Raw genomic sequence first — 17438 nt, 5'->3', positions numbered from 1 at the left:
CATAAGGGTTTGCAGCCTTACGAAATGTGAATTTAAATGTGAAGAAATTCACCCAGGAAAGCAGCAATGCCGCTGATCACCGACAAGGGCTGGCTGGACCCGATACTGCCGGAAGAGCTGCCGGCCTCGATCATCGAGCGGGCTGACGCGCTGCCGGGCAAGGCGGCCTTCCTGGCAGGCCGCCTGGCCAGGCAAACGAGCGAGCAGCTCGGGCAACTGCTGCAGATAACCAACAGCTACTATTCGAACCTCATCGAGGGCCGCCATACCGAGATCGCAATGATGCAGCAGGCGCAGGCCGCGCCACGCCGCGAGCGTCTCCTGCTGCAAGACCTGGCCATCAGGCACATGCAGGCGCAGGCGGTGTTCGAGCGGACCCTGCGGCGCTTCCCCCCCGCGCAATGGAGCGACTTGTTCGAACCGGCGCTGGTGCAGCGCGTGCACGAACGCCTGTTCGACGATACCGATGATGCCAGCCGGCGCCTCGACGACGGCCGCTTCCTGCAACCGGGCCAGCTGCGCGCCAGGCCGGACGAGGAAGTCGCCATCGGCGGCAGGCCCGCGCCGGCCGCCTCTGTCGTGCTGCCGATGCTGCGTCACCTGCGCGATGGCTTCGGACGCGCCCGCGACCCACGCCGCCGGCTGATCGGCGCCCTCGCCTACCATCACCGGCTGGCCTTCGTGCACCCGTTCCTCGACGGCAACGGGCGCACCACACGGCTGATGACCCATATCCACCTCGTTGCCCTGGGCCTGCGGCCGACGCTCTGGTCCCTGTCTCGCGGCCTGGCGCGCCAGCACCAGGACTACTATCGGATGCTGGCGCTGGCCGACCGCCCTCGCGAAGGCGACCTGGACGGACGCGGCAAGCTGAGCCGCAAGCACTACTTCGCCTTCATCGAGTTCATGCTCGACGTCTGCCACGACCAGATCGACTACATGACCCAGGCCGTCGACCCGACAGCACTGCGCGAGCGAGTGGTACGGGCATTCCGCTATAACGCCCAGCTACGCGCGGCCGGCGCCCGGGAGGAAAGCGCAGCGGCGGTCCATGCCCTGCTGGTGCAGGGCGAGATGCCACGCAGTGACTTCAAGACCTTCACCGGCCTGACGCCGCGCCCGGCGATCGATGAACTGAGCCGCCTGGTACGCCTGGGCGTGGTACTCAGCCCGACGCCGAAATCCCGCAGCGTGCAGCCAGGGTTGCCGGCCTGGTTCGCCCAGGAGATATTCCCGGACCTCCATCGACGCTTCCAGTAGCCCGGAGGCACAAGCTAGCGGGCAAAGGCAAAATTACCGCGCCATCTCATGCTGGCGTGCGAGTGCCATGGAAGGCAGCGATCCGCCAACCACCGTCCTCCCTCACCCACAATTGCGTGGCGAAGCCCTCGGCGCGCACCGGTTCGCCGCCGCCGCGCTTCTGTAGCAGGTTGCACTGCGGCCCGCTCATCAGCGCCAGGGCGTCGCCGAACAGGCGCACCCGCAGTTCGCCGCGCTCCACCGCCAGGTAGCGCACCGCGTGGCGGGCATAGTCCAGGTACTGCGGCTTGTCCTGCACCAGGCCTGAGGTATGCACGTAGAGCAGATCGTCGGCGAACAGCCGCTCCAGGCCGGCGTGGTCTTCTTCCATCAGCGCGCGCTGGCGTTCCTGCTCCAGGGCCAGCAGTTCGGTACGGATGTCGTTCATGGTGGTTTCCTCGTGGGTTGATGGCGGCGGCATCCTCGCCCTGCCCGCCCCGGCGGGAAAAATCGCCATTGGCCATGCCTGGCATCGCCACTGCCGATACCTGCCCCGCATCGCTTGCCCCCTGCCCGGAACCCAGGCGCCATGCGCCCGCGCCAGGTATCGACGGCATCGATGGCCGGGCATCGACAGCATCTGTTGGTCAGCCAGGGCGCAGCGCCCTAGCCTGCCGGCACAACGAGAAGCCGAGGAGAAACCGCCCATGGGCGCCCTGCACCTGCACTGTTCCACCCTGTTCGACGGCACCGGCCTGCAGGCCCGCCACGAGCAGACGCTGATCATCGACAACGGCCTGGTCCGCCATGTCGGCCCGACCGCCCAGGCCCCGCGGCCGCAGCCGGGCGACCGCGAGGAGCGCGCCGCCTTCGTCATGCCCGGGCTGGTGGACGTGCACACCCACCTGGCCTTCGGCAACGCCCAGAGCGAGGAAGACATCGATCTCTGGACCAGCGACGAGTTCCGCGCCCTGCGCGGGCTGTTCTTCGCCCAGCACGTGCTCGCCGCCGGGGTCACCTCCATGGTCTGCCCCGGCGACAGCGGCCAACTCAGCATCGCCGTGCGCAACACCGTCAACGCCGGCCTGTTCGAGGGCCCGCGCATCGCCGCCAGCAGCCGCGTGATCACCAACCGGCAGAGCCTCAACGACTGGTTCCCCAGCCGCGTCGGCGCCCCCGAATACTTCACCGCCGCCCTGGTCACCAGCCGTACCGAGGCCATCGCCGAGATCCGCCGGCAGGCCAAGGACGGCGTCGACCTGATCAAGATCGCCATGGACGGAACCCACCGCCGGCCCAACGGCGAGATCATCGCCGCCTTCACCGCCGAGGAGACCCGCGAGATGGTCGGGGAAGCCCACCGCCTGGGCTGCCGGGTGGCCACCCACGCCTATGGCCGCGAGGCGGTGATGTATGCTGCGAAGGCCGGCGTGGACCTGGTGTTCCATGCCTTCTACATGGACGACGCCTGCATCGAGGCGCTGCTGGAAGCCGACAGCGTGCTGGCCCCGACCATGACCTTCCCGCAGAACACCGTGGACTTCTGCCAGGCCCACGACCCGGCCATCGCCACCGGCTACGCCGGCTACTGCGCGCGCACCCTGGAGCTAGGCACACCGGTGCTGCGCCGCGCCAAGGCCGCCGGCATCCCCTTCGCCTGCGGCAGCGACAGCGGCTTCGCCGTCACCCCCTACGGCGAATGGCACGCCCGCGAGCTGGAACTGCTGGTGACGCGCCTGGGCTTCACCCCCGCCGAGGCGCTGTACGCCGCCACCAACGTCGGCGCCCGGCTGATGCCGCGCGGCGAAACCCTGGGCACGCTGGAAGCGGGCAGGCAGGCCGACCTGCTGCTGCTCGACGGCTCGCCCCTGGAGGACATCCGCATCCTCCAGGACCGCCAGCGCCTGCAGGCCGTGTACAAGGCCGGCGAGCCGGTGCGCCTGCAGCGCACGGCGTACAACCCCAGGCAGGTGTCGGACTTCAACTCGCTGAAATGGACCGATCTCTATACCCGCGACCGCGTCGCCCAACTCGGCAAATGGAGCCTGTGAGCATGACCACCCTCGACTTCGAGCGCGCCACGCGCCTGGCCGCCGCCACCCTGCGCCACGCCCGCGAGCTGGGCGTGCGCCCGCTGGCCGCCGCGGTACTGGACGCCGCCGGCCACCCGCTGGCCGTGCTGCGCGACGAGCGGGCCAGCTTCCTGCGCCCGCAGATCGCCAGCGGCAAGGCCCGCGGCTGCCTCGGCATGGGCTTCGGCGGCCGCGAACTGGCGCGCCGCGCCCAGGCCATGCCGGCGTTCTTCGATGCGATCAACAGCCTGACCGGAGGCGAGGTGATCCCGGTACCCGGCGGCATCCTGCTGCGCGACGGGGCCGGCGGGCTGCTCGGCGCCATCGGCGTGAGTGGCGACACGTCCGACAACGACGAGCGCTGCGCCCTGCTGGCCATCGAGGAACTGGGCCTGCGCGGCGACACCGGCGACCCTCAGGCCTGATCCAGCCCCGCGGCCTGCTCCGCCAGCAAGGCGCGGAGCCAGGCCAGCGCCGGGTCCAGGCCCTGCTGCGGGTGCCACTGCAGCACCTGCGGCGCCGCCGGAAAGGCCAACGGCGCCGGCAGCACGCGCAGCGGGTAGCGCCGCGCCAGGGCCTGCGCCTGGCGGCGGAACAGCGTGGCCACCCGCGGCGTGCCGACGATGAACTCGGCCATCAGCGAAAAACTCTGCACCGCGACGGCCACGCGCCGCTCGATGCCCAGTTCGCGCAGATGCAGGGCGTCCATGGCCAGGTTCTGGCCGTCGGCGAACTCGCGCAGCACGTGCTCGGCGGCGCAGTAGTCGGCCAGGCTCAGGCCGCCGGCGAAGGCCGGTTGCCCGGCGCAGACGATGCAGCACAGCTCGTCGCCGAGCAGCGGCATCTGCGGGTAGCGGGGGTTCACCCGGCGCTGCGGCACTATCACCAGGTCGCTGCGGCGGTATTCCAGGGCTTCGGCCACCACGTCGCCGTCGCGCGGCAGCGGCAGGTCGCGCAGCACCAGCGAGGCGCCCGGCGCCTGTTGCGACAGTGCCCGGCTGGCCGCGGGCAACAGGGTCGCCACCACATAGTCCGACGCCACCAGGGTGAAGCGCCGGTCGCACTGCGAAGGCTCGAAGAGCACCGCCGCATCCACCACTTCCCCCGCCAGGGCCAGGGCCTCGTGTACCTTGGGCAGCAACTGGCGGCCCAGGGCACTGGGCGCCAGGCCCCGCCCCAGGGGCACCAGCAGCGGGTCGTTGAAGTGCTCGCGCAGGCGCGCCAGCGCCGCGCTGGTGGCCGACTGGCCCAGGTTGAGGCGTTCGGCGGCCCGGCTGACGCTGCATTCGTCGAGCAGCGCGGCCAGGGCCACCAGCAGGTTGAGGTCCAGACGTCTGTAGCGCATGGGCGCTTTATACCCCGCGCGCCGCCGCCGACGGAGCGCGTTTGCCGCTGGCAGGTATCGCGCCGGGCGATACCTCGGCGCCGGCATCCTCCCGTAGGACGCCGTCCGCGATTGCCGGGAACACCGGCGCGGGTCGCGGATGGAATCCGCTCCTAGGCCGCCCCTTCCAACCCGTAGGGCGCATAACGCCTACGACGTTATCCGCCAATTGTCCTGGGCACCGGTGTTCCGGCCGGCGGCGGATAACCGCGAACGGTTATGCGCCCTACGCACACCTCCCGCCCGGAGCGGACGCCGTCCGCGATTCGCGCGCAGGGCGCGCTCCTACAGGGGAATGACGTGGCTGGGGTCTTCGCCGGCACGCCCTACCTCGCCGACTTCACGCACCCGTAACGCACCTCTTTCGACGGCGGATAGCCGTAGAAGGACGTGTAGCACTTGCTGAAATGGCTGGGCGAGACGAAGCCGCAGGCCAGGCCCACCTCGAACATCGGCAGGTCCGAGTGCTGCAGCAGGCGGCGGCTCTCGGTGATGCGCAGCTCCAGGTAGTAGCGCACCGGCGTGGTGCCCAGCTGCTGCTGGAACAGCCGCTCGATCTGCCGCTTGGAACGGCCGACGTAGCGCGCCAGCTGGTCCTGGCTGAGGGGCTCCTCGATGTTGGCGCTCATCAGGTTGATGGCCTCGCGCAGCGGCTCGCTGAGCTTCTCGTGCAGCGCCGGGCGGGCGCGGCGGAAGCGCGATTCCTCGAAGGCCAGGATGTCCGCCACGGCGTCCACCAGTTCGCGGCCGTGCAGCGCGTCCATCCATTCCAGCACCATGTTGAAGGCCCCGGTCGGGCTGGCGGCGGTGAAGCGGTCGCGGTCGACCATGTAGCTCTCGCTGGTGACTTCGCTGTGCCGGGCGATCTCCGCCAGCGCTGCGCGGTTCTCCGGATGCACCGCGCAGCGGTAGCCGTCCAGCAGGCCGGCCTGGCCGAGGAACCAGGCGCCGTTCCACAGCCCGGCCAGGGCCACGCCCTTCTCCGCTGCCAGCTGCAGCAGGCGCGTCAGTTCCGGCGTGGCGCGCAGCGGCGTGCGCAGGCCGCCGCAGAGCACCAGCAGGTCCAGCCCGGCGAGCGCCGCCGGCGCCAGGGCCGCACCCGTGCAGATGACCAGCCCCAGGTCGCTGGTGACCGATTCGCCGTCCAGGCTGAAGGTGCCGGTGGCGAAGGTGTCGGCGCGGATCAGGTTGGCCGTGACCAGGGTGTCCAGCGCCTGGGTGAAGGCCGGCAGGGAGAAGTGCTCCAGCAGCAGGAAGCCCACCCGCCCCTGGCGTTGCGTGCCCGCCCGGGGCGCGGAAACGAACCTGAGGTTGCGGCCCTGCATGGCGCCGCTGAATTGCCGCCGTTCCACCAATCGCGACTCCTGCCGTCAGCCGGCCGAACGCAGCGGATCGAGGCGCCCGCCGGCCTGGGCGCCCTGGCGCCGGGTGGTGAAGCTCAAGAGCACGGTCGCCACGGCCAGCCCGAGGGTGGAGCTCACCTCGATGCGGTGCTCCGGCAGGATGAACATCACCACCAGCACGCCGCTGATGAAAGCGATCACCGCCCAGGTCAGCCAGGGGAACAGCCACATGCGGCAGGCGATCGCCTGGTTGCGCCGCTGCAGGGTGGCGCGCATGCGCAGCTGCGAGATGGTCACCTGGCGCGGCTTGAAGCCCTGGGCCAGTTCGCCACTGGCGCCTTTGGCACTTGGAATACTCATCGGTCGGCCATTTATTGGACTTGTCATGAGGTGGCACGGCGCCACCTGGCGGGCGTCGGAGACTGACAGACGCTGGCACGACCCTATTCCAGAGCGTCTCCCGGACATTTGCCCAGGATCGCCATGGGCATGAGCAAAAACGACATGGCCCCGCCCGCGAGCGCCCAGGGCCAGGGCTGGCGATGCCATGAAAGCGACATCGACGGTGGGAGCAAGGAAACAGGTCCCCCGGCCGCCGCATCCTTGCCAGGGCGACCAGGGAACGGAGGACGGCATTCAGCCGAAGGTGGACTCCAGCGGCTTACCGGCCGGGCCGTGCGCCCGCCCGGGCCGCCAGCGGAGGAACGCCAGGATGGCGCCGGCGCCCACCAGCCCCGGCAGTGCGAAGGCCAGGAAGCTGGCCTGCAGCGGTAGTTGCGCCGCGTGCAGCGCGCCGCCCAGCAGCGGGCCGATGATGGCGCCCAGGCGCCCCACGCCCATGGCCCAGCCCAGGCCGGTGGAGCGGATGTGCGCCGGGTAGAACTGCACGGTGCAGGCGTTGGCGAGGATCTGCGTGCCGATGGTGCAGGCCCCGGCCACGCCGATCAGCCCGTACAGCACCGGCAGTGGCGAGCGTAGCGCCAGCAGCGCCAGGGCCAGCGCCCCCACCACGAAGAAGGCCAGCAGCACGCGGCCCAGGCCGATGCGATCGCCCAGCCAGCCGCCACCGATGGCCCCGAAGATGGCGCCGAAGTTCAGCGCCAGCAGGAACCCCAGGCTGGTATCGAGGCCGTAGCCCGCGGCATTCATCAGCTTGGGCAGCCACGAGCCCAGCGCATAGACCATCAGCAGGCAGCAGAAGAATGCCAGCCAGAGCATCAGCGTACGCAAGGTGCGGCCCTCGCGGAACAGCTCGGCGACGGCCACCCGCGGGTTGCGCCCGCCGGCTGCCTGCAGGCGGTCGCCGGGCTGCGCGCGGTAGTCGGGCGCGGCCCAGGCCAGCAACTGCTGCGCCCGCCCGGCCTGGCCGCGGCGCAGCAGGAAGTCCAGCGACTCCGGCAACTGCCGCACCAGCCACGGCATCATCAGCAGCGGCATCCCGGCGACGAAGAACACCGCCGGCCAGCCCCAGGCCGGCATCAGCAGCATGCCCAGCCCGGCGGAGAGCATGCCGCCCAGCGAATAGCCGCTGAACATGATGGCCACCAGGGTGCTGCGCAGCCGCCTGGGCGCGTACTCGTTCATCAGCGCCACCACGTTGGGCATCACCCCGCCGATGCCCAGGCCGGCGATGAAGCGGCACAGGGCGAACTGCTCGGGCGTGCGGGCGAAGCCGTTGAGCACGGTGAAACCGCTGAACAGCACCACGCAGGCCATGATGGTCCGGCGCCGGCCGATGCGGTCCGACAGCGGGCCGAAGAACAGCGCGCCCAGCATCATCCCCACCAGCGCGCAGCTGCCGAGCAGGCCGGCCTGCAGCGCCGTGAGGCCCCAGGCCTGCATCAGCGCTGGCAGCACCACGCCGTAGATGACCAGGTCGTAGCCGTCGAAGATGATGATCAGCGCGCAGCAGCACAGCACGCGGGCATGGAAGGCATTGAAGCGGGCCCCGTCCAGCAGGGCGGAAACGTCGATATCACGCATGGCATGGCTCTTCTTGTCGTTGTTATGGAGCCAGGGCCGGCATCGTGGCCGGCCCCGGTGGGGCGGATCAGGCGCAGTGGCTCAGGGCCTGCCAGCCCAGGCGCGCGCGGGCCGCGGCCAGGTCGGCCTCCAGGTCGTGGTTCCACAGCCAGTCGAAGCGGCTGGCGAGGGTCGCGCCCAGTGCGCGCTCGTCGTCGCCCACGGCCGCATCGCGCAGTTCATAGAGTTCACCGGCTTCCCACGAGGTGCGCTGTACACGGCAGGCGCGCGGGCGGCGCAAGGCGTCGTAGGCGGCCAGCAGCTCGCCCAGGTTGCCGTGGCAGGCCCGGGGATCGCCCAGCAGGCGGGCGAGGAACCAGGCGTCTTCCAGCCCCTGCCCCGCGCCGGCGCCCTGGTGCGGCAGCATGGCGTGGGCGGCGTCGCCGATCAGCGCCACGCGGCCGTGGACGTAGCCGGGCAGCTCGGCCAGGTCGTGAAGCGCCCAGTGGCTGGGCGTTGGAATGCATTGCAGGAGGATGCGCGCGGCATCACCCCAGCCGGCGAAGACGTCGAGCATCTCGCGCTGGCTGGCCTCGCGCACCCAGGGCGCGTCCTGGGGCCACTGTGGGTTCGGCTCGCTGCGGTCGGAGACGAAGGCCACCACGTTGACGATGCGCCCCTGCTTCACCGGGAAGGTGAGGATGTGGGCGTCCGGGCCGAGGTACATCTGCGGCACGTCCACCAGGTGCTCGTCGACGCCGGCGGCGCGGTAGGCCTCGCGCAGGCGCTGGCTGTCGACCAGGCCGCGGTAGGCGCGGGTACCGCTGTAGCGCGGCGCGGCCGGCGCCGCCCCCAGGCCTTCCAGCACGTGGCCGCGCAGGGCGGACTTGATGCCGTCGGCGGCGATCAGCAGGTCGCCGCGGTAGTCGCTGCCGTCGGTGAAGCGCACGCAGGCTTCCTCGCCCTGCTGCGCCACGCCGGTGGCGCGCTTGCCGAAGCGGGCCACGCCGGCCGGCAGGCGGCTGGCCAGCACGTCGAGGAAGTCCGCGCGGTGCACCGAGGACTGCCCCACCCCCGGCGCCACGCTGGCGCCGAGGTAGCCGGCGTCGCTGCCGCGGCGCCATTCGAACCACACGTCCTGCCAGGGTTCGGGGGTGCGGTCGGCGACCTGGGCATAAGCCTCCGCCAGGCCCAGGCCGGCGATGGCGCGCACCGCGTTGGCGCCGAAGGACACGCCGGCGCCGACCTCGCCGAAGGCCGGGGCGGACTCGAACAGCTGGACGTCCAGGTGGGAGTGGCGGCACAGGTCCAGTGCCAGGGCGACGCCGGAGATTCCGCCGCCGATGATGCCGATACGCAGGGCAGGCTTGGTGGTCATGTGGGTACCCATGATGGTGTTGTTGTTGGAGTGGGGCCATCATGGCGGGCCGAGGAATATTGATAAATGCAGCGACCTGCATACAGACTATTTCAAATGTGAATATTCCTCTCCACGGGAAAATGCGAGGCGCCATGGATATCCGCGACCTGGACCTGAACCTGCTGGTGGTCTTCAACCAGTTGCTGATCGACCGCCGCGTATCCACCGCCGCGGACAACCTGGGGCTGACCCAGCCCGCCGTCAGCAATGCCCTGAAGCGCCTGCGCAGCAGCCTGCAGGACGACCTCTTCGTGCGCACCTACCAGGGCATGGAGCCCACGCCCTACGCGGCGCAACTGGCCGAGCCGGTGGCCCTGGCGATCCACACCCTGCGCGAGGCTCTGGGCCGCCAGGACAGCTTCGAGCCGCAGCGCAGCGAACGCACCTTCAGGATCGCCATGACCGACATCGGCGAGATCTACTTCACCCCGCGGCTGATGGACGCCCTCTCCCGCCTGGCGCCCGGCTGCCGCATCAGCACCGTGCGCAACACCGCGGTCGCGCTGCCCGAGGCCCTGCAGAACGGCACCGTCGACCTCGCCGTGGGGCTGCTGCCGCACCTGCAGGCGGGCTTCTTCACCCGCCGCCTGTTCCACCACCGCTACGTCTGCCTGTGCCGCCGCGACCACCCGGCCACCCGCGAGCCGCTGACCCTGGAGCGCTTCTGCGCCTACGGCCACGTACGGGTGGTGGCGGCCACCACCGGCCACGGCGAGGTGGATGCGCACATGGCACGCCTGGGCATCGAACGGGACATCCGCCTGGAAGTGCCGCACTTCGTCGCCGTGGGCCACATCCTCCAGCGCACCGACCTGCTGGCCACCGTGCCCGAGCGCTTCGCCGACTCCTGCACCGGCCCCTTCGACCTGGTGGCCCTGCCCCACCCGGTGTCGCTGCCGGAAATCGACATCAACCTGTTCTGGCACGCCAGGTACCACCGCGACCCGGCCAACCGCTGGCTGCGTCAGTTGATGGTCGAGCTGTTCGAGGGGTGACGGCGCGTGGCCATGGGCAGCGCTGGGTTAGCGCGAGGGGAAGCGATGACGCCGGGGCGGGAATGCCCGGCTGGCGAGCGAAGGGAGAAGGCGGGAATTTTTGGGGCACAAACGAAAAGCCCCGCAATGCGATGCGGGGCTTCGGGCACTCGGGAGTGCGCTTACAGGGCTTGAACCTGCTCGGCTTGCGGGCCTTTGGCGCCGGCAGTCACGAGGAAGCTGACGCGCTGGCCTTCGTCCAGGGACTTGTAGCCGGTGGATTCGATCTGGCGGAAGTGAACGAAGACGTCCGGGCCGCTTTCCGGGGTGATGAAGCCGAAGCCCTTCTCAGCGTTGAACCACTTGACGGTACCAGTTTGGCGGTTTGCCATGATGTAGATCTCCAAGGTAGGAACGAGCACAGGCGACATGCCTGGCTGGAACTGAATGCAGAGTGAAGAGAAACCGAGGAGATGGAAATCAGAACTGGCTGAGCATCAATACGGAGCCGCTAAACCGGGCAGGCAGTGGTGGCAGGATACAGGGTTCAGCGGATTTGGACAGCATTTTCTTTTCCGCGCCGCGATTCTGGACGATCGGTCGCATTGCCACACCGCCCAGCTTCCGTCTTTACCCCCCTGGCCAGGCGCTCGGGAACGGCGCCGACGACAAGCGCCGGCGGCCGGGTGAATGCCTCGGCACGCACCCGCGCCGGCCGTTGCCCATCGATCCGCGTCAGGCGTGGCCGTCCAGTTGCCCTACCCAGCGCTCGGCCGCGGCGAAGGAGGCCTCGAAGGCGGCTTCATGGGATTCCCAGGGCCCGATGACGACGTCCAACGGCGATACGCTGGGTGGCACCTTCGCCAGCGAAAGCAGCATCTCGGCGACCTTGCCGGGGCCTATGTAGCGCGGCGAGATGAGCACCGCCACCCCGCTGGAGGTGGTGTACTCGCTGGGCGGCATGAAGTTCGGCTCGCTGGTGTGCTGTTGCATGCATCGTTCCCCCCGGCCCGCTGGCGGGCCGTGCAGATGGTTGGAGTGGCGCAAGGTGGCGGACGGTCGCCCACCCTTTCACGGACTCTCCAGCTTGCCAGCGGTTCCGGCGGATCGCCCCTGTCGAAGGCATGGCCGCCGGGCGGTAGCCAGGCGGCCGCGGGCTTCAGGCGCGCTCGATCAGGGCCTGCAACGCCTGGTAGGCGCCCAGCAGGTGGTAGGGCGTGGTGGAGGGCATGTCCGCGCGCAAGACCTCGCCGCCCGGCCCCAGCACCTCGTGCCAGCCGCCGTCGTGCAGGAAGCGCGAACGGAAGCGCTCGGTCCACAGCGCCAGGGTGCCGAGGGACTGGGCGCTGCCTTCCACGGCCAGGGCCCGGGCGAACTCGGTCTGCGCCCAGATGCGCTGGGTGGCGTCCTGCAGGGCGCCGTCCGCCGCCAGCGCGGCGCTCACGCCGAGGGTGCCGGCAGCCACGCCATGCCGCTGGGCGAAGACGAAGGCGCGGCGCAGCGCGGCCTCCAGGGCGGAACCGGCGAACAACGCCGGCGCCCCCATGACCAGCGAGAACCATTCGAACTGGTGCCCCGGCTCGATGCGGTTGCCCGCCTCGCCTTGCGGCAACTCGGCCACGCAGCCGCTGGCCGGGTCGACGAAGCGCGCCAGCAGCGCCTGGCCCATCTCCCGCAGGCGCTGCCCGTACCAGGCGTCGCCGTCGATGGCGTAGGCCGCCAGGTAGGCCTCGGTGAGGTGCATGATGGGGTTCTGCAGCACGGGCGCGCCATCGTCGGCGAAATCCTCGGCCAGCGCGGACAGGTACAGCCCCTGGCCATCGGCGAAGCGCTGCTCGATCAGCTCGGTGGTGCGCCTCATCAGCTCCAGCGCGGCGGCGCTGCCACTGAGCCGGTGATACTGCGCGCAGGCGAACACCACGAAGGCGAAGGTGTAGAGGTCGCGGCGGCTGTCCAGCGGCTGCCCGGCCGCATCGATGCTGTAGAGCCAGGCGCCGTTGCCGTCGCCGAAATGGCGCTGCAGCGAGGCGAACAGCGCCTCGGCCCGGGCCGCGTCGGCGGGCCCCGCGTGGCTGAAGATGAACAACTGGCGGGCGCAGGCCATGGCGCGGTAGCGCACCGCCGCCAGGGGCCGCCCGCTGCGGTCGTCGAGCGCCTCGTAGGGCAGCTGCAGCGCCTCGTTCCAGCCGGCGGCACGCCACAGCGGCAGGACGGTATCGGCGTAGTGGCGGGTCAACGCCACGATGCCGGCGGCGAGGGATGGCGAAAGGGACGACGGGACGGGCATGCGACGGGTCTGCGTGAGAAAGGAAGGCGCAAGCGCAGAAGATAGAGGAAAAGCCCCCGGGAAAGAACCCGCCCGCGCAAGGGCGGGCTCCACGCCGGGCTCCGACCGGTCGCCATAAGGGCGGAACCTCGGCCCTCGCCGGGGCTTCGATATGCATAGACTCGCCTTGCCCCACACAAGCGGAGGAAGCGCCATGCACAACCTCGAGACAGCCACGCTGAAGCTGGGCGTGTTCCGCCCCTTCGACAGCCTCGGCCAGGCCCTGGTCGCCGCGGCGCTGCACCGGCAGCACGAGGTCAGCGCCCTGGTGGAAGACCTCAACAGCCTGCGTGCACGCCCCGGCCTGCGCTGCAAGCTGGGCGGCCTGGCGTCGTCCTTGGAGGTCAGCGAGGCCGTGATGGGGCTCGACGTGATCTTCGCCATGCTCGGCGACCAGCCGCCGCGACAACTGCCACCGCAGTGCGGCGCGCTCATCGATGGCGCGCTGCGCGCCGGCGTGCCGCGGCTGTTCCTGGTGGGCCATTGGCAATGGCTGGTGGCGCCGCAGGACGCCGCCGACGAGCAACTCGGCGCCGGCCTGGCCCGCAGCCTGGAGGTGAGCGGGCTGGACTGGACGCTGGTGGAAGCGCCGACCCTGGTCGAAGGCCTGCGCATCGACGATTTCAGCCGCGCCGCGGCGCCCGTCGACGTCGCGAGCCAGCAGGCGCTGGCCTGCGCCGAGGCCTTGCTCGACGAGGTGCGCCTGGGGCTGCACCGTCGCCAGTGCCTGCGCCTTCGCGATCCGGGGAGGTGATGGCCATGTCCGGTCCGGATGCGTTCAGCCAGACGCTGGGCACCCTGCTCCTGGCGCTGGCCTTCAGCGCCTTCATCCTTTTCGTCCGCGGCTATCGCCCCGCCGGGGTCGGCGCCTTCTGGTACGACCTGGTGCTGGGCTTCGTCGGCCTGTGGCTGGCGCTCTGGCCGGAAGCCGCGACCTTCCTGCGCGAGACGAACGCCGCCAGCGCACTGGGCCTGCTGCTGCAGGTCGTCGCCACCCTGCTGGGCGGGTTGCTCGGCGCCGGCGTGGCCAAGGCCCTGCAGCTCACCCTGCAGGAGCGCCGCGCAGGGCGCCCGGCCCGCACCGGCGAGCACCGGAAGCGCTAGTGCCTCGCCGGCCCGGGCACCGGGCCTCGCCCGGCCCGCCTACAACGAGCGGCGACGGTACTCGCGGTAGCGCGGTGCCCAGAAGTTGCGCTCGATGGCGGCGTGGAGCATGGCGTCCGGGGTTTCCAGCGCCACGCCCTCGGCCTGGGCCTGCTTGGCCACGGCGAAGGCGATGCGCCGGCTGACCTGCTGGATGTCGCGCAGCGGCGGCAGCACCGCGTCGCCCTCCCCGGTCACCACCGGCGAGCATTCGGCCAGGGCGTTGGAGGCGGCCATCAGCATCGCCTCGGTGACGCGCCGGGCGCCGGCGGCGATCACCCCCAGGCCGATGCCGGGGAAGATGTAGGAGTTGTTGCACTGGGCGATGTGGATGCTGCGCCCGCCGTGCTCCACCGGCTGGAACGGGCTGCCGGTGGCGACCAGCGCGCGGCCCTCGGTCCACTGGAGGATTTCCGCCGGGGTCGCCTCGACCCGCGAGGTCGGGTTGGACAGCGGCATCACCAGCGGCAGCGGGCAGTGCTTGTACATCTCGCGGATCACCGCCTCGCTGAACAGCCCGCGCTGCCCGGAAACCCCGATCAGCACCGTCGGTTTCGCCCGGCTCACCACCTCCAGCAGGCCGATGCCGTCCTCGCCGCGCTGCCAGTCGGCCACGTCGCCGGCCTTCTGCGCCAGCTTGCGCTGGAACTCCAGCAGGCCGTCCATGCCCTCCACCAGCAGGCCGTGGCGGTCGACCATGAAGATGCGCTGGCGCGCTTGCGCCTCGCTCAGCCCCTCCAGCTGCATGGCGGCGATGATGTGCTCGGCGATGCCGCAGCCGGCGGAACCGGCGCCGACGAAGGTGATCACCTGCTCGCTGAGCTTCTGCTGCTTGACCTTGCACGCCGCCAGCAGGGTGCCGACCGCCACCGAGGCGGTGCCCTGGATGTCGTCGTTGAAGCAGCACAGCTGGTCGCGGTAGCGCTCCAGCAGCGGCATGGCGTTGGTCTGGGCGAAGTCCTCGAACTGCAGCAGCACGCCCGGCCAGCGGCGCTGCACGGCGCGGATGAACAGCTCGACGAAGTCGTCGTAGTCCTTGCCGCTGATGCGCGGGTGGCGCCAGCCCATGTACAGCGGGTCGTCCAGCAGCGCCTGGTTGTTGGTGCCCACGTCCAGCACTATGGGCAGCGTGTAGGCCGGGCTGATGCCGCCGCAGGCGGTGTACAGCGACAGCTTGCCGATGGGGATGCCCATGCCGCCGATGCCCTGGTCGCCCAGGCCGAGGATGCGCTCGCTGTCGGTGACCACGATGATCTTCACCTTGTCCTTGGTGGCGCTGCGCAGCACGTCGTCAATGCGCTCGCGGTCCGGCCAGGAGACGAACAGGCCGCGGTGGGTGCGGTAGATCTTCGAGAAGTCCTGGCAGGCCTGCCCCACCGTGGGGGTGTAGATGATCGGCAGCATCTCCTCCAGGTGGCCTTCGAGCAGGCGGAAGAACAGCGTCTCGTTGTTGTCCTGGATGGAACGCAGGTAGACGTGCCGGTCGAGGTCGGAGGCGCATTGCAGGTACTGCTGGTAGACGCGCTCGGCCTGTTCCTCGATGGTCTCCACGGTCTGCGGCAACAGGCCGATCAGGTTGAAGTCGATGCGCTCCTGCGGGCTGAAGGCGCTGCCCTTGTTCAGCAGCGGCATCTCCAGCAGCGCCGGGCCGGAATAATGGGTGTACAGCGGGTAGTTCGACTTGCGTTCGGTCATGGCTTTCTCCACTGCCTGCATGACGGGCTTCGGTGAAGCGTACCGCGTGAAGCTTTCAATGATCCATCGACGCCTCCAGCGCCGAGGGGCCGGCGGCCAGTTCGCGGTGCAGGGTTTCCTCGTCCAGTTCCTTGCACCACTTGGCCACCACCACGGTAGCCACGCCGTTGCCCACCAGGTTGGTCAGGGCGCGGGCCTCGGACATGAAGCGGTCGATGCCGAGGATCAGCGCCAGGCCGGCGACCGGCAGGTGGCCCACGGCGGACAGCGTGGCGGCCAGGACGATGAAGCCCGAGCCGGTGACGCCGGCGGCGCCCTTGGAGGCGATCAGCAACACCGCCAGCAGGGTCACCTGGTGGATGATGTCCATCTGCGTGTCGGTGGCCTGGGCGATGAACACCGCGGCCATGGTCAGGTAGATGGAAGTGCCGTCGAGGTTGAAGGAATAGCCGGTGGGGATCACCAGGCCGACCACGGTCTTGTCGCAGCCCAGCTTCTCCATCTTGGCGATCATCCGCGGCAGCGCCGACTCCGAGGAAGAGGTGCCAAGCACGATCAGCAGCTCCTCGCGGATGTAGTTGATGAAGCGCAGGATGTTGAAGCCGTGGAAGCGCGCGATGCCACCCAGGACGAGGAGCACGAAGAGGATGCAGGTGAGGTAGAAGCAAGCCATCAGCTCGCCCAGCTGCACCAGCGAACCCACGCCGTAGGCACCGATGGTGAAGGCCATGGCGCCGAAGGCGCCGATGGGCGCGACCTTCATGATCACGTTGATGATGTTGAACATCACCTGGGTGAAGCGCTCGATGAACTGGAAGATCGGCTGGCCGTAGTTGCCCATGCGGTGCAGTGCATAGCCGAACAGCACGGAGAAGAACAGCACCTGCAGGATGTCGCCGTTGGCGAAGGCGCCGACCACGGTGTTGGGGATGATGTTGAGCAGGAACTCGATGGTGCTCTGCTTCTCGCCGGCCGAGGCGTAGGTGGCGACCTTGCTGGCGTCCAGGCTGGCTGGATCGACGTGCATGCCGACGCCGGGCTGGACTATGTTGACCACTGCCAGGCCGATGATCAGCGCGACGGTGGAGACCACCTCGAAGTACAGCAGCGCCATGCCGCCGGTCTTGCCCACCGCCTTCATGCTCTGCATGCCGGCGATGCCGGTGACCACGGTGCAGAAGATGATGGGGGCGATGGCCATCTTGATCAGTTTGACGAAGCCATCGCCCAGGGGTTTCATCAGCACCGCCGTGTGCGGATAGAAGTGGCCCAGGGCAACACCGATGGCGATGGCGATCAGTACCTGCACGTAGAGGCTCTTGTAGAAGGGTTTCTTGCTCATGGCGGCTACCTTTCTCCAGATCGGCGCCGGCCCTCCTGGCCCTGGCGCCCGACTCCACGAACGGGCCTCCCCATCCTCGAGAGCGCGTCCTGTAGACGGTGGACTCCCGGTGAAGCCGTGCGGTGGCCGGGAGTTTGTTACCTGTTGTTTCTGACTATAGGCGCTGTGCAGCGAGGCGAAGTTCCGATTTCCGGGGGATTGCCATCGCGGTTATCCGTCGGCGGCCCAACGGCATCGTCGGCCTGCCGGCCGGATCGCGGATGGAGTCCTACAGGGAAATGCCACGCCTTCCGGCAACCTGTAGGAGCGGGCCCTGCCCGCGATTCGCGCGCAGGGCGCGCTCCTACAGGGGGAGCCGGAGGGGGCATGGCGTAGGAGCGGACCTTGTCCGCGATTGGTTTTCCCCGCGCCAAAGCAAAACCCCCGACCAGCCAGGCTGATCAGGGGTTTTGGGATAGGTGCTTGACGATGACCTACTCTCACATGGGGAAACCCCACACTACCATCGGCGATGCGTCGTTTCACTGCTGAGTTCGGG

Annotated in this window: 17 protein-coding genes and 1 rRNA gene; 6 read left to right on the top strand and 12 right to left on the bottom strand. The window is 69.6% G+C overall.

Annotated elements, in window-relative coordinates:
• The first annotated feature begins 66 nt into the window (after nucleotides 1-66).
• Nucleotides 67-1260, top strand: coding sequence for a Fic family protein (locus CHC02_RS20490; protein WP_089393273.1), 1194 nt, complete (start codon nucleotides 67-69; stop codon nucleotides 1258-1260).
• 46 nt (nucleotides 1261-1306) lie between these two features.
• On the opposite strand, the gene CHC02_RS20485 is transcribed toward CHC02_RS20490, so the two are convergent.
• The gene (locus CHC02_RS20485) at nucleotides 1307-1687 is read right to left on the bottom strand and encodes a nuclear transport factor 2 family protein (protein WP_089393272.1); all 381 of its coding nucleotides are present in this window, start codon (nucleotides 1685-1687) and stop codon (nucleotides 1307-1309) included.
• A 259-nt stretch (nucleotides 1688-1946) separates the two neighbouring features.
• Between CHC02_RS20485 and CHC02_RS20480 the strand changes: the two genes are divergently transcribed.
• Nucleotides 1947-3290, top strand: coding sequence for a metal-dependent hydrolase family protein (locus CHC02_RS20480; RefSeq protein ID WP_089393271.1), 1344 nt, complete (start codon nucleotides 1947-1949; stop codon nucleotides 3288-3290).
• 2 nt (nucleotides 3291-3292) lie between these two features.
• On the top strand, nucleotides 3293-3736 hold the full coding sequence (locus CHC02_RS20475; RefSeq protein WP_089393270.1) for a GlcG/HbpS family heme-binding protein: 444 nt from the start codon (nucleotides 3293-3295) through the stop codon (nucleotides 3734-3736).
• Here CHC02_RS20475 and CHC02_RS20470 read toward each other — a convergent pair.
• The 5 genes from CHC02_RS20470 to salA all read right to left on the bottom strand — a co-directional run bounded on the left by CHC02_RS20470 (nucleotide 3727) and on the right by salA (nucleotide 9378).
• Nucleotides 3727-4656: a LysR family transcriptional regulator gene (locus CHC02_RS20470; RefSeq protein WP_089393269.1), complete on the bottom strand. Its 930-nt coding sequence runs from the start codon at nucleotides 4654-4656 to the stop codon at nucleotides 3727-3729. The genes CHC02_RS20475 and CHC02_RS20470 overlap by 10 nt on opposite strands.
• A 365-nt stretch (nucleotides 4657-5021) precedes the next feature.
• Nucleotides 5022-6047 (bottom strand): GlxA family transcriptional regulator, encoded by a 1026-nt coding sequence (locus tag CHC02_RS20465; RefSeq protein WP_089393356.1) that lies wholly within the window; start codon nucleotides 6045-6047, stop codon nucleotides 5022-5024.
• An 18-nt stretch (nucleotides 6048-6065) separates the two neighbouring features.
• Nucleotides 6066-6398 (bottom strand): hypothetical protein, encoded by a 333-nt coding sequence (locus CHC02_RS20460; RefSeq protein ID WP_425262399.1) that lies wholly within the window; start codon nucleotides 6396-6398, stop codon nucleotides 6066-6068.
• A gap of 276 nt (nucleotides 6399-6674) precedes the next feature.
• Entirely contained in the window at nucleotides 6675-8021 is a 1347-nt protein-coding gene (locus tag CHC02_RS20455; RefSeq protein ID WP_089393268.1) for an MFS transporter, read from the bottom strand.
• Nucleotides 8022-8088: 67 nt separating this feature from the next.
• A complete protein-coding gene (gene salA, locus CHC02_RS20450; protein ID WP_089393355.1) occupies nucleotides 8089-9378 on the bottom strand; it encodes a salicylate 1-monooxygenase in 1290 nt (429 codons plus the stop codon).
• A gap of 134 nt (nucleotides 9379-9512) precedes the next feature.
• Here salA and CHC02_RS20445 point away from each other — a divergent pair, with 134 nt between their 5' ends.
• Nucleotides 9513-10415, top strand: coding sequence for a LysR family transcriptional regulator (locus CHC02_RS20445; RefSeq protein ID WP_089393267.1), 903 nt, complete (start codon nucleotides 9513-9515; stop codon nucleotides 10413-10415).
• A gap of 161 nt (nucleotides 10416-10576) precedes the next feature.
• On the opposite strand, the gene CHC02_RS20440 is transcribed toward CHC02_RS20445, so the two are convergent.
• The 3 genes from CHC02_RS20440 to CHC02_RS20430 all read right to left on the bottom strand — a co-directional run bounded on the left by CHC02_RS20440 (nucleotide 10577) and on the right by CHC02_RS20430 (nucleotide 12681).
• Entirely contained in the window at nucleotides 10577-10786 is a 210-nt protein-coding gene (locus CHC02_RS20440) for a cold-shock protein (RefSeq protein WP_009620169.1), read from the bottom strand.
• Nucleotides 10787-11129: 343 nt separating this feature from the next.
• Nucleotides 11130-11387, bottom strand: a complete 258-nt coding sequence (locus tag CHC02_RS20435; protein ID WP_089393266.1) for a hypothetical protein — start codon at nucleotides 11385-11387, stop codon at nucleotides 11130-11132.
• A 166-nt stretch (nucleotides 11388-11553) separates the two neighbouring features.
• Complete coding sequence (locus CHC02_RS20430; protein ID WP_089393265.1) at nucleotides 11554-12681, bottom strand: AGE family epimerase/isomerase; 1128 nt, start codon at nucleotides 12679-12681, stop codon at nucleotides 11554-11556.
• Between the two features lie 193 nt (nucleotides 12682-12874).
• Here CHC02_RS20430 and CHC02_RS20425 point away from each other — a divergent pair, with 193 nt between their 5' ends.
• Both CHC02_RS20425 and CHC02_RS20420 read left to right on the top strand, forming a co-directional pair.
• Entirely contained in the window at nucleotides 12875-13474 is a 600-nt protein-coding gene (locus CHC02_RS20425; RefSeq protein ID WP_089393264.1) for an NAD(P)H-binding protein, read from the top strand.
• A 5-nt stretch (nucleotides 13475-13479) separates the two neighbouring features.
• Nucleotides 13480-13824 carry a hypothetical protein gene (locus CHC02_RS20420; protein ID WP_089393354.1) on the top strand — a complete coding sequence of 115 codons (345 nt, stop codon included), beginning with the start codon at nucleotides 13480-13482 and terminating at the stop codon, nucleotides 13822-13824.
• 39 nt (nucleotides 13825-13863) lie between these two features.
• Here CHC02_RS20420 and CHC02_RS20415 read toward each other — a convergent pair whose 3' ends face one another.
• The 3 genes from CHC02_RS20415 to rrf all read right to left on the bottom strand — a co-directional run.
• The gene (locus CHC02_RS20415) at nucleotides 13864-15558 is read right to left on the bottom strand and encodes an NAD-dependent malic enzyme (RefSeq protein WP_089393263.1); all 1695 of its coding nucleotides are present in this window, start codon (nucleotides 15556-15558) and stop codon (nucleotides 13864-13866) included.
• 55 nt (nucleotides 15559-15613) lie between these two features.
• Nucleotides 15614-16900, bottom strand: coding sequence for a dicarboxylate/amino acid:cation symporter (locus tag CHC02_RS20410; RefSeq protein WP_089393262.1), 1287 nt, complete (start codon nucleotides 16898-16900; stop codon nucleotides 15614-15616).
• Between the two features lie 460 nt (nucleotides 16901-17360).
• A 5S ribosomal RNA gene (gene rrf / locus CHC02_RS30980) occupies nucleotides 17361-17438 on the bottom strand; the annotation flags it as partial.

This window comes from Pseudomonas delhiensis, from assembly GCF_900187975.1.
Classification (GTDB): domain Bacteria; phylum Pseudomonadota; class Gammaproteobacteria; order Pseudomonadales; family Pseudomonadaceae; genus Pseudomonas; species Pseudomonas delhiensis.
Note: the sequence above shows the minus strand (reverse complement) of the source record. Positions and strands in the feature narration are given on the sequence as shown.

Coding starts and splice junctions, on each gene's coding strand:
- CHC02_RS20460 (WP_425262399.1), bottom strand. CDS start 6,398: ATGAGTATTCCAAGTGCCAAAGGCGCCAGTGGCGAACTGGCCCAGGGC.
- CHC02_RS20435 (WP_089393266.1), bottom strand. CDS start 11,387: ATGCAACAGCACACCAGCGAGCCGAACTTCATGCCGCCCAGCGAGTAC.
- CHC02_RS20415 (WP_089393263.1), bottom strand. CDS start 15,558: ATGACCGAACGCAAGTCGAACTACCCGCTGTACACCCATTATTCCGGC.
- CHC02_RS20440 (WP_009620169.1), bottom strand. CDS start 10,786: ATGGCAAACCGCCAAACTGGTACCGTCAAGTGGTTCAACGCTGAGAAG.
- CHC02_RS20420 (WP_089393354.1), top strand. CDS start 13,480: ATGTCCGGTCCGGATGCGTTCAGCCAGACGCTGGGCACCCTGCTCCTG.
- CHC02_RS20455 (WP_089393268.1), bottom strand. CDS start 8,021: ATGCGTGATATCGACGTTTCCGCCCTGCTGGACGGGGCCCGCTTCAAT.
- salA (WP_089393355.1), bottom strand. CDS start 9,378: ATGACCACCAAGCCTGCCCTGCGTATCGGCATCATCGGCGGCGGAATC.
- CHC02_RS20410 (WP_089393262.1), bottom strand. CDS start 16,900: ATGAGCAAGAAACCCTTCTACAAGAGCCTCTACGTGCAGGTACTGATC.
- CHC02_RS20445 (WP_089393267.1), top strand. CDS start 9,513: ATGGATATCCGCGACCTGGACCTGAACCTGCTGGTGGTCTTCAACCAG.
- CHC02_RS20425 (WP_089393264.1), top strand. CDS start 12,875: ATGCACAACCTCGAGACAGCCACGCTGAAGCTGGGCGTGTTCCGCCCC.
- CHC02_RS20485 (WP_089393272.1), bottom strand. CDS start 1,687: ATGAACGACATCCGTACCGAACTGCTGGCCCTGGAGCAGGAACGCCAG.
- CHC02_RS20490 (WP_089393273.1), top strand. CDS start 67: ATGCCGCTGATCACCGACAAGGGCTGGCTGGACCCGATACTGCCGGAA.
- CHC02_RS20480 (WP_089393271.1), top strand. CDS start 1,947: ATGGGCGCCCTGCACCTGCACTGTTCCACCCTGTTCGACGGCACCGGC.
- CHC02_RS20430 (WP_089393265.1), bottom strand. CDS start 12,681: ATGCCCGTCCCGTCGTCCCTTTCGCCATCCCTCGCCGCCGGCATCGTG.
- CHC02_RS20470 (WP_089393269.1), bottom strand. CDS start 4,656: ATGCGCTACAGACGTCTGGACCTCAACCTGCTGGTGGCCCTGGCCGCG.
- CHC02_RS20475 (WP_089393270.1), top strand. CDS start 3,293: ATGACCACCCTCGACTTCGAGCGCGCCACGCGCCTGGCCGCCGCCACC.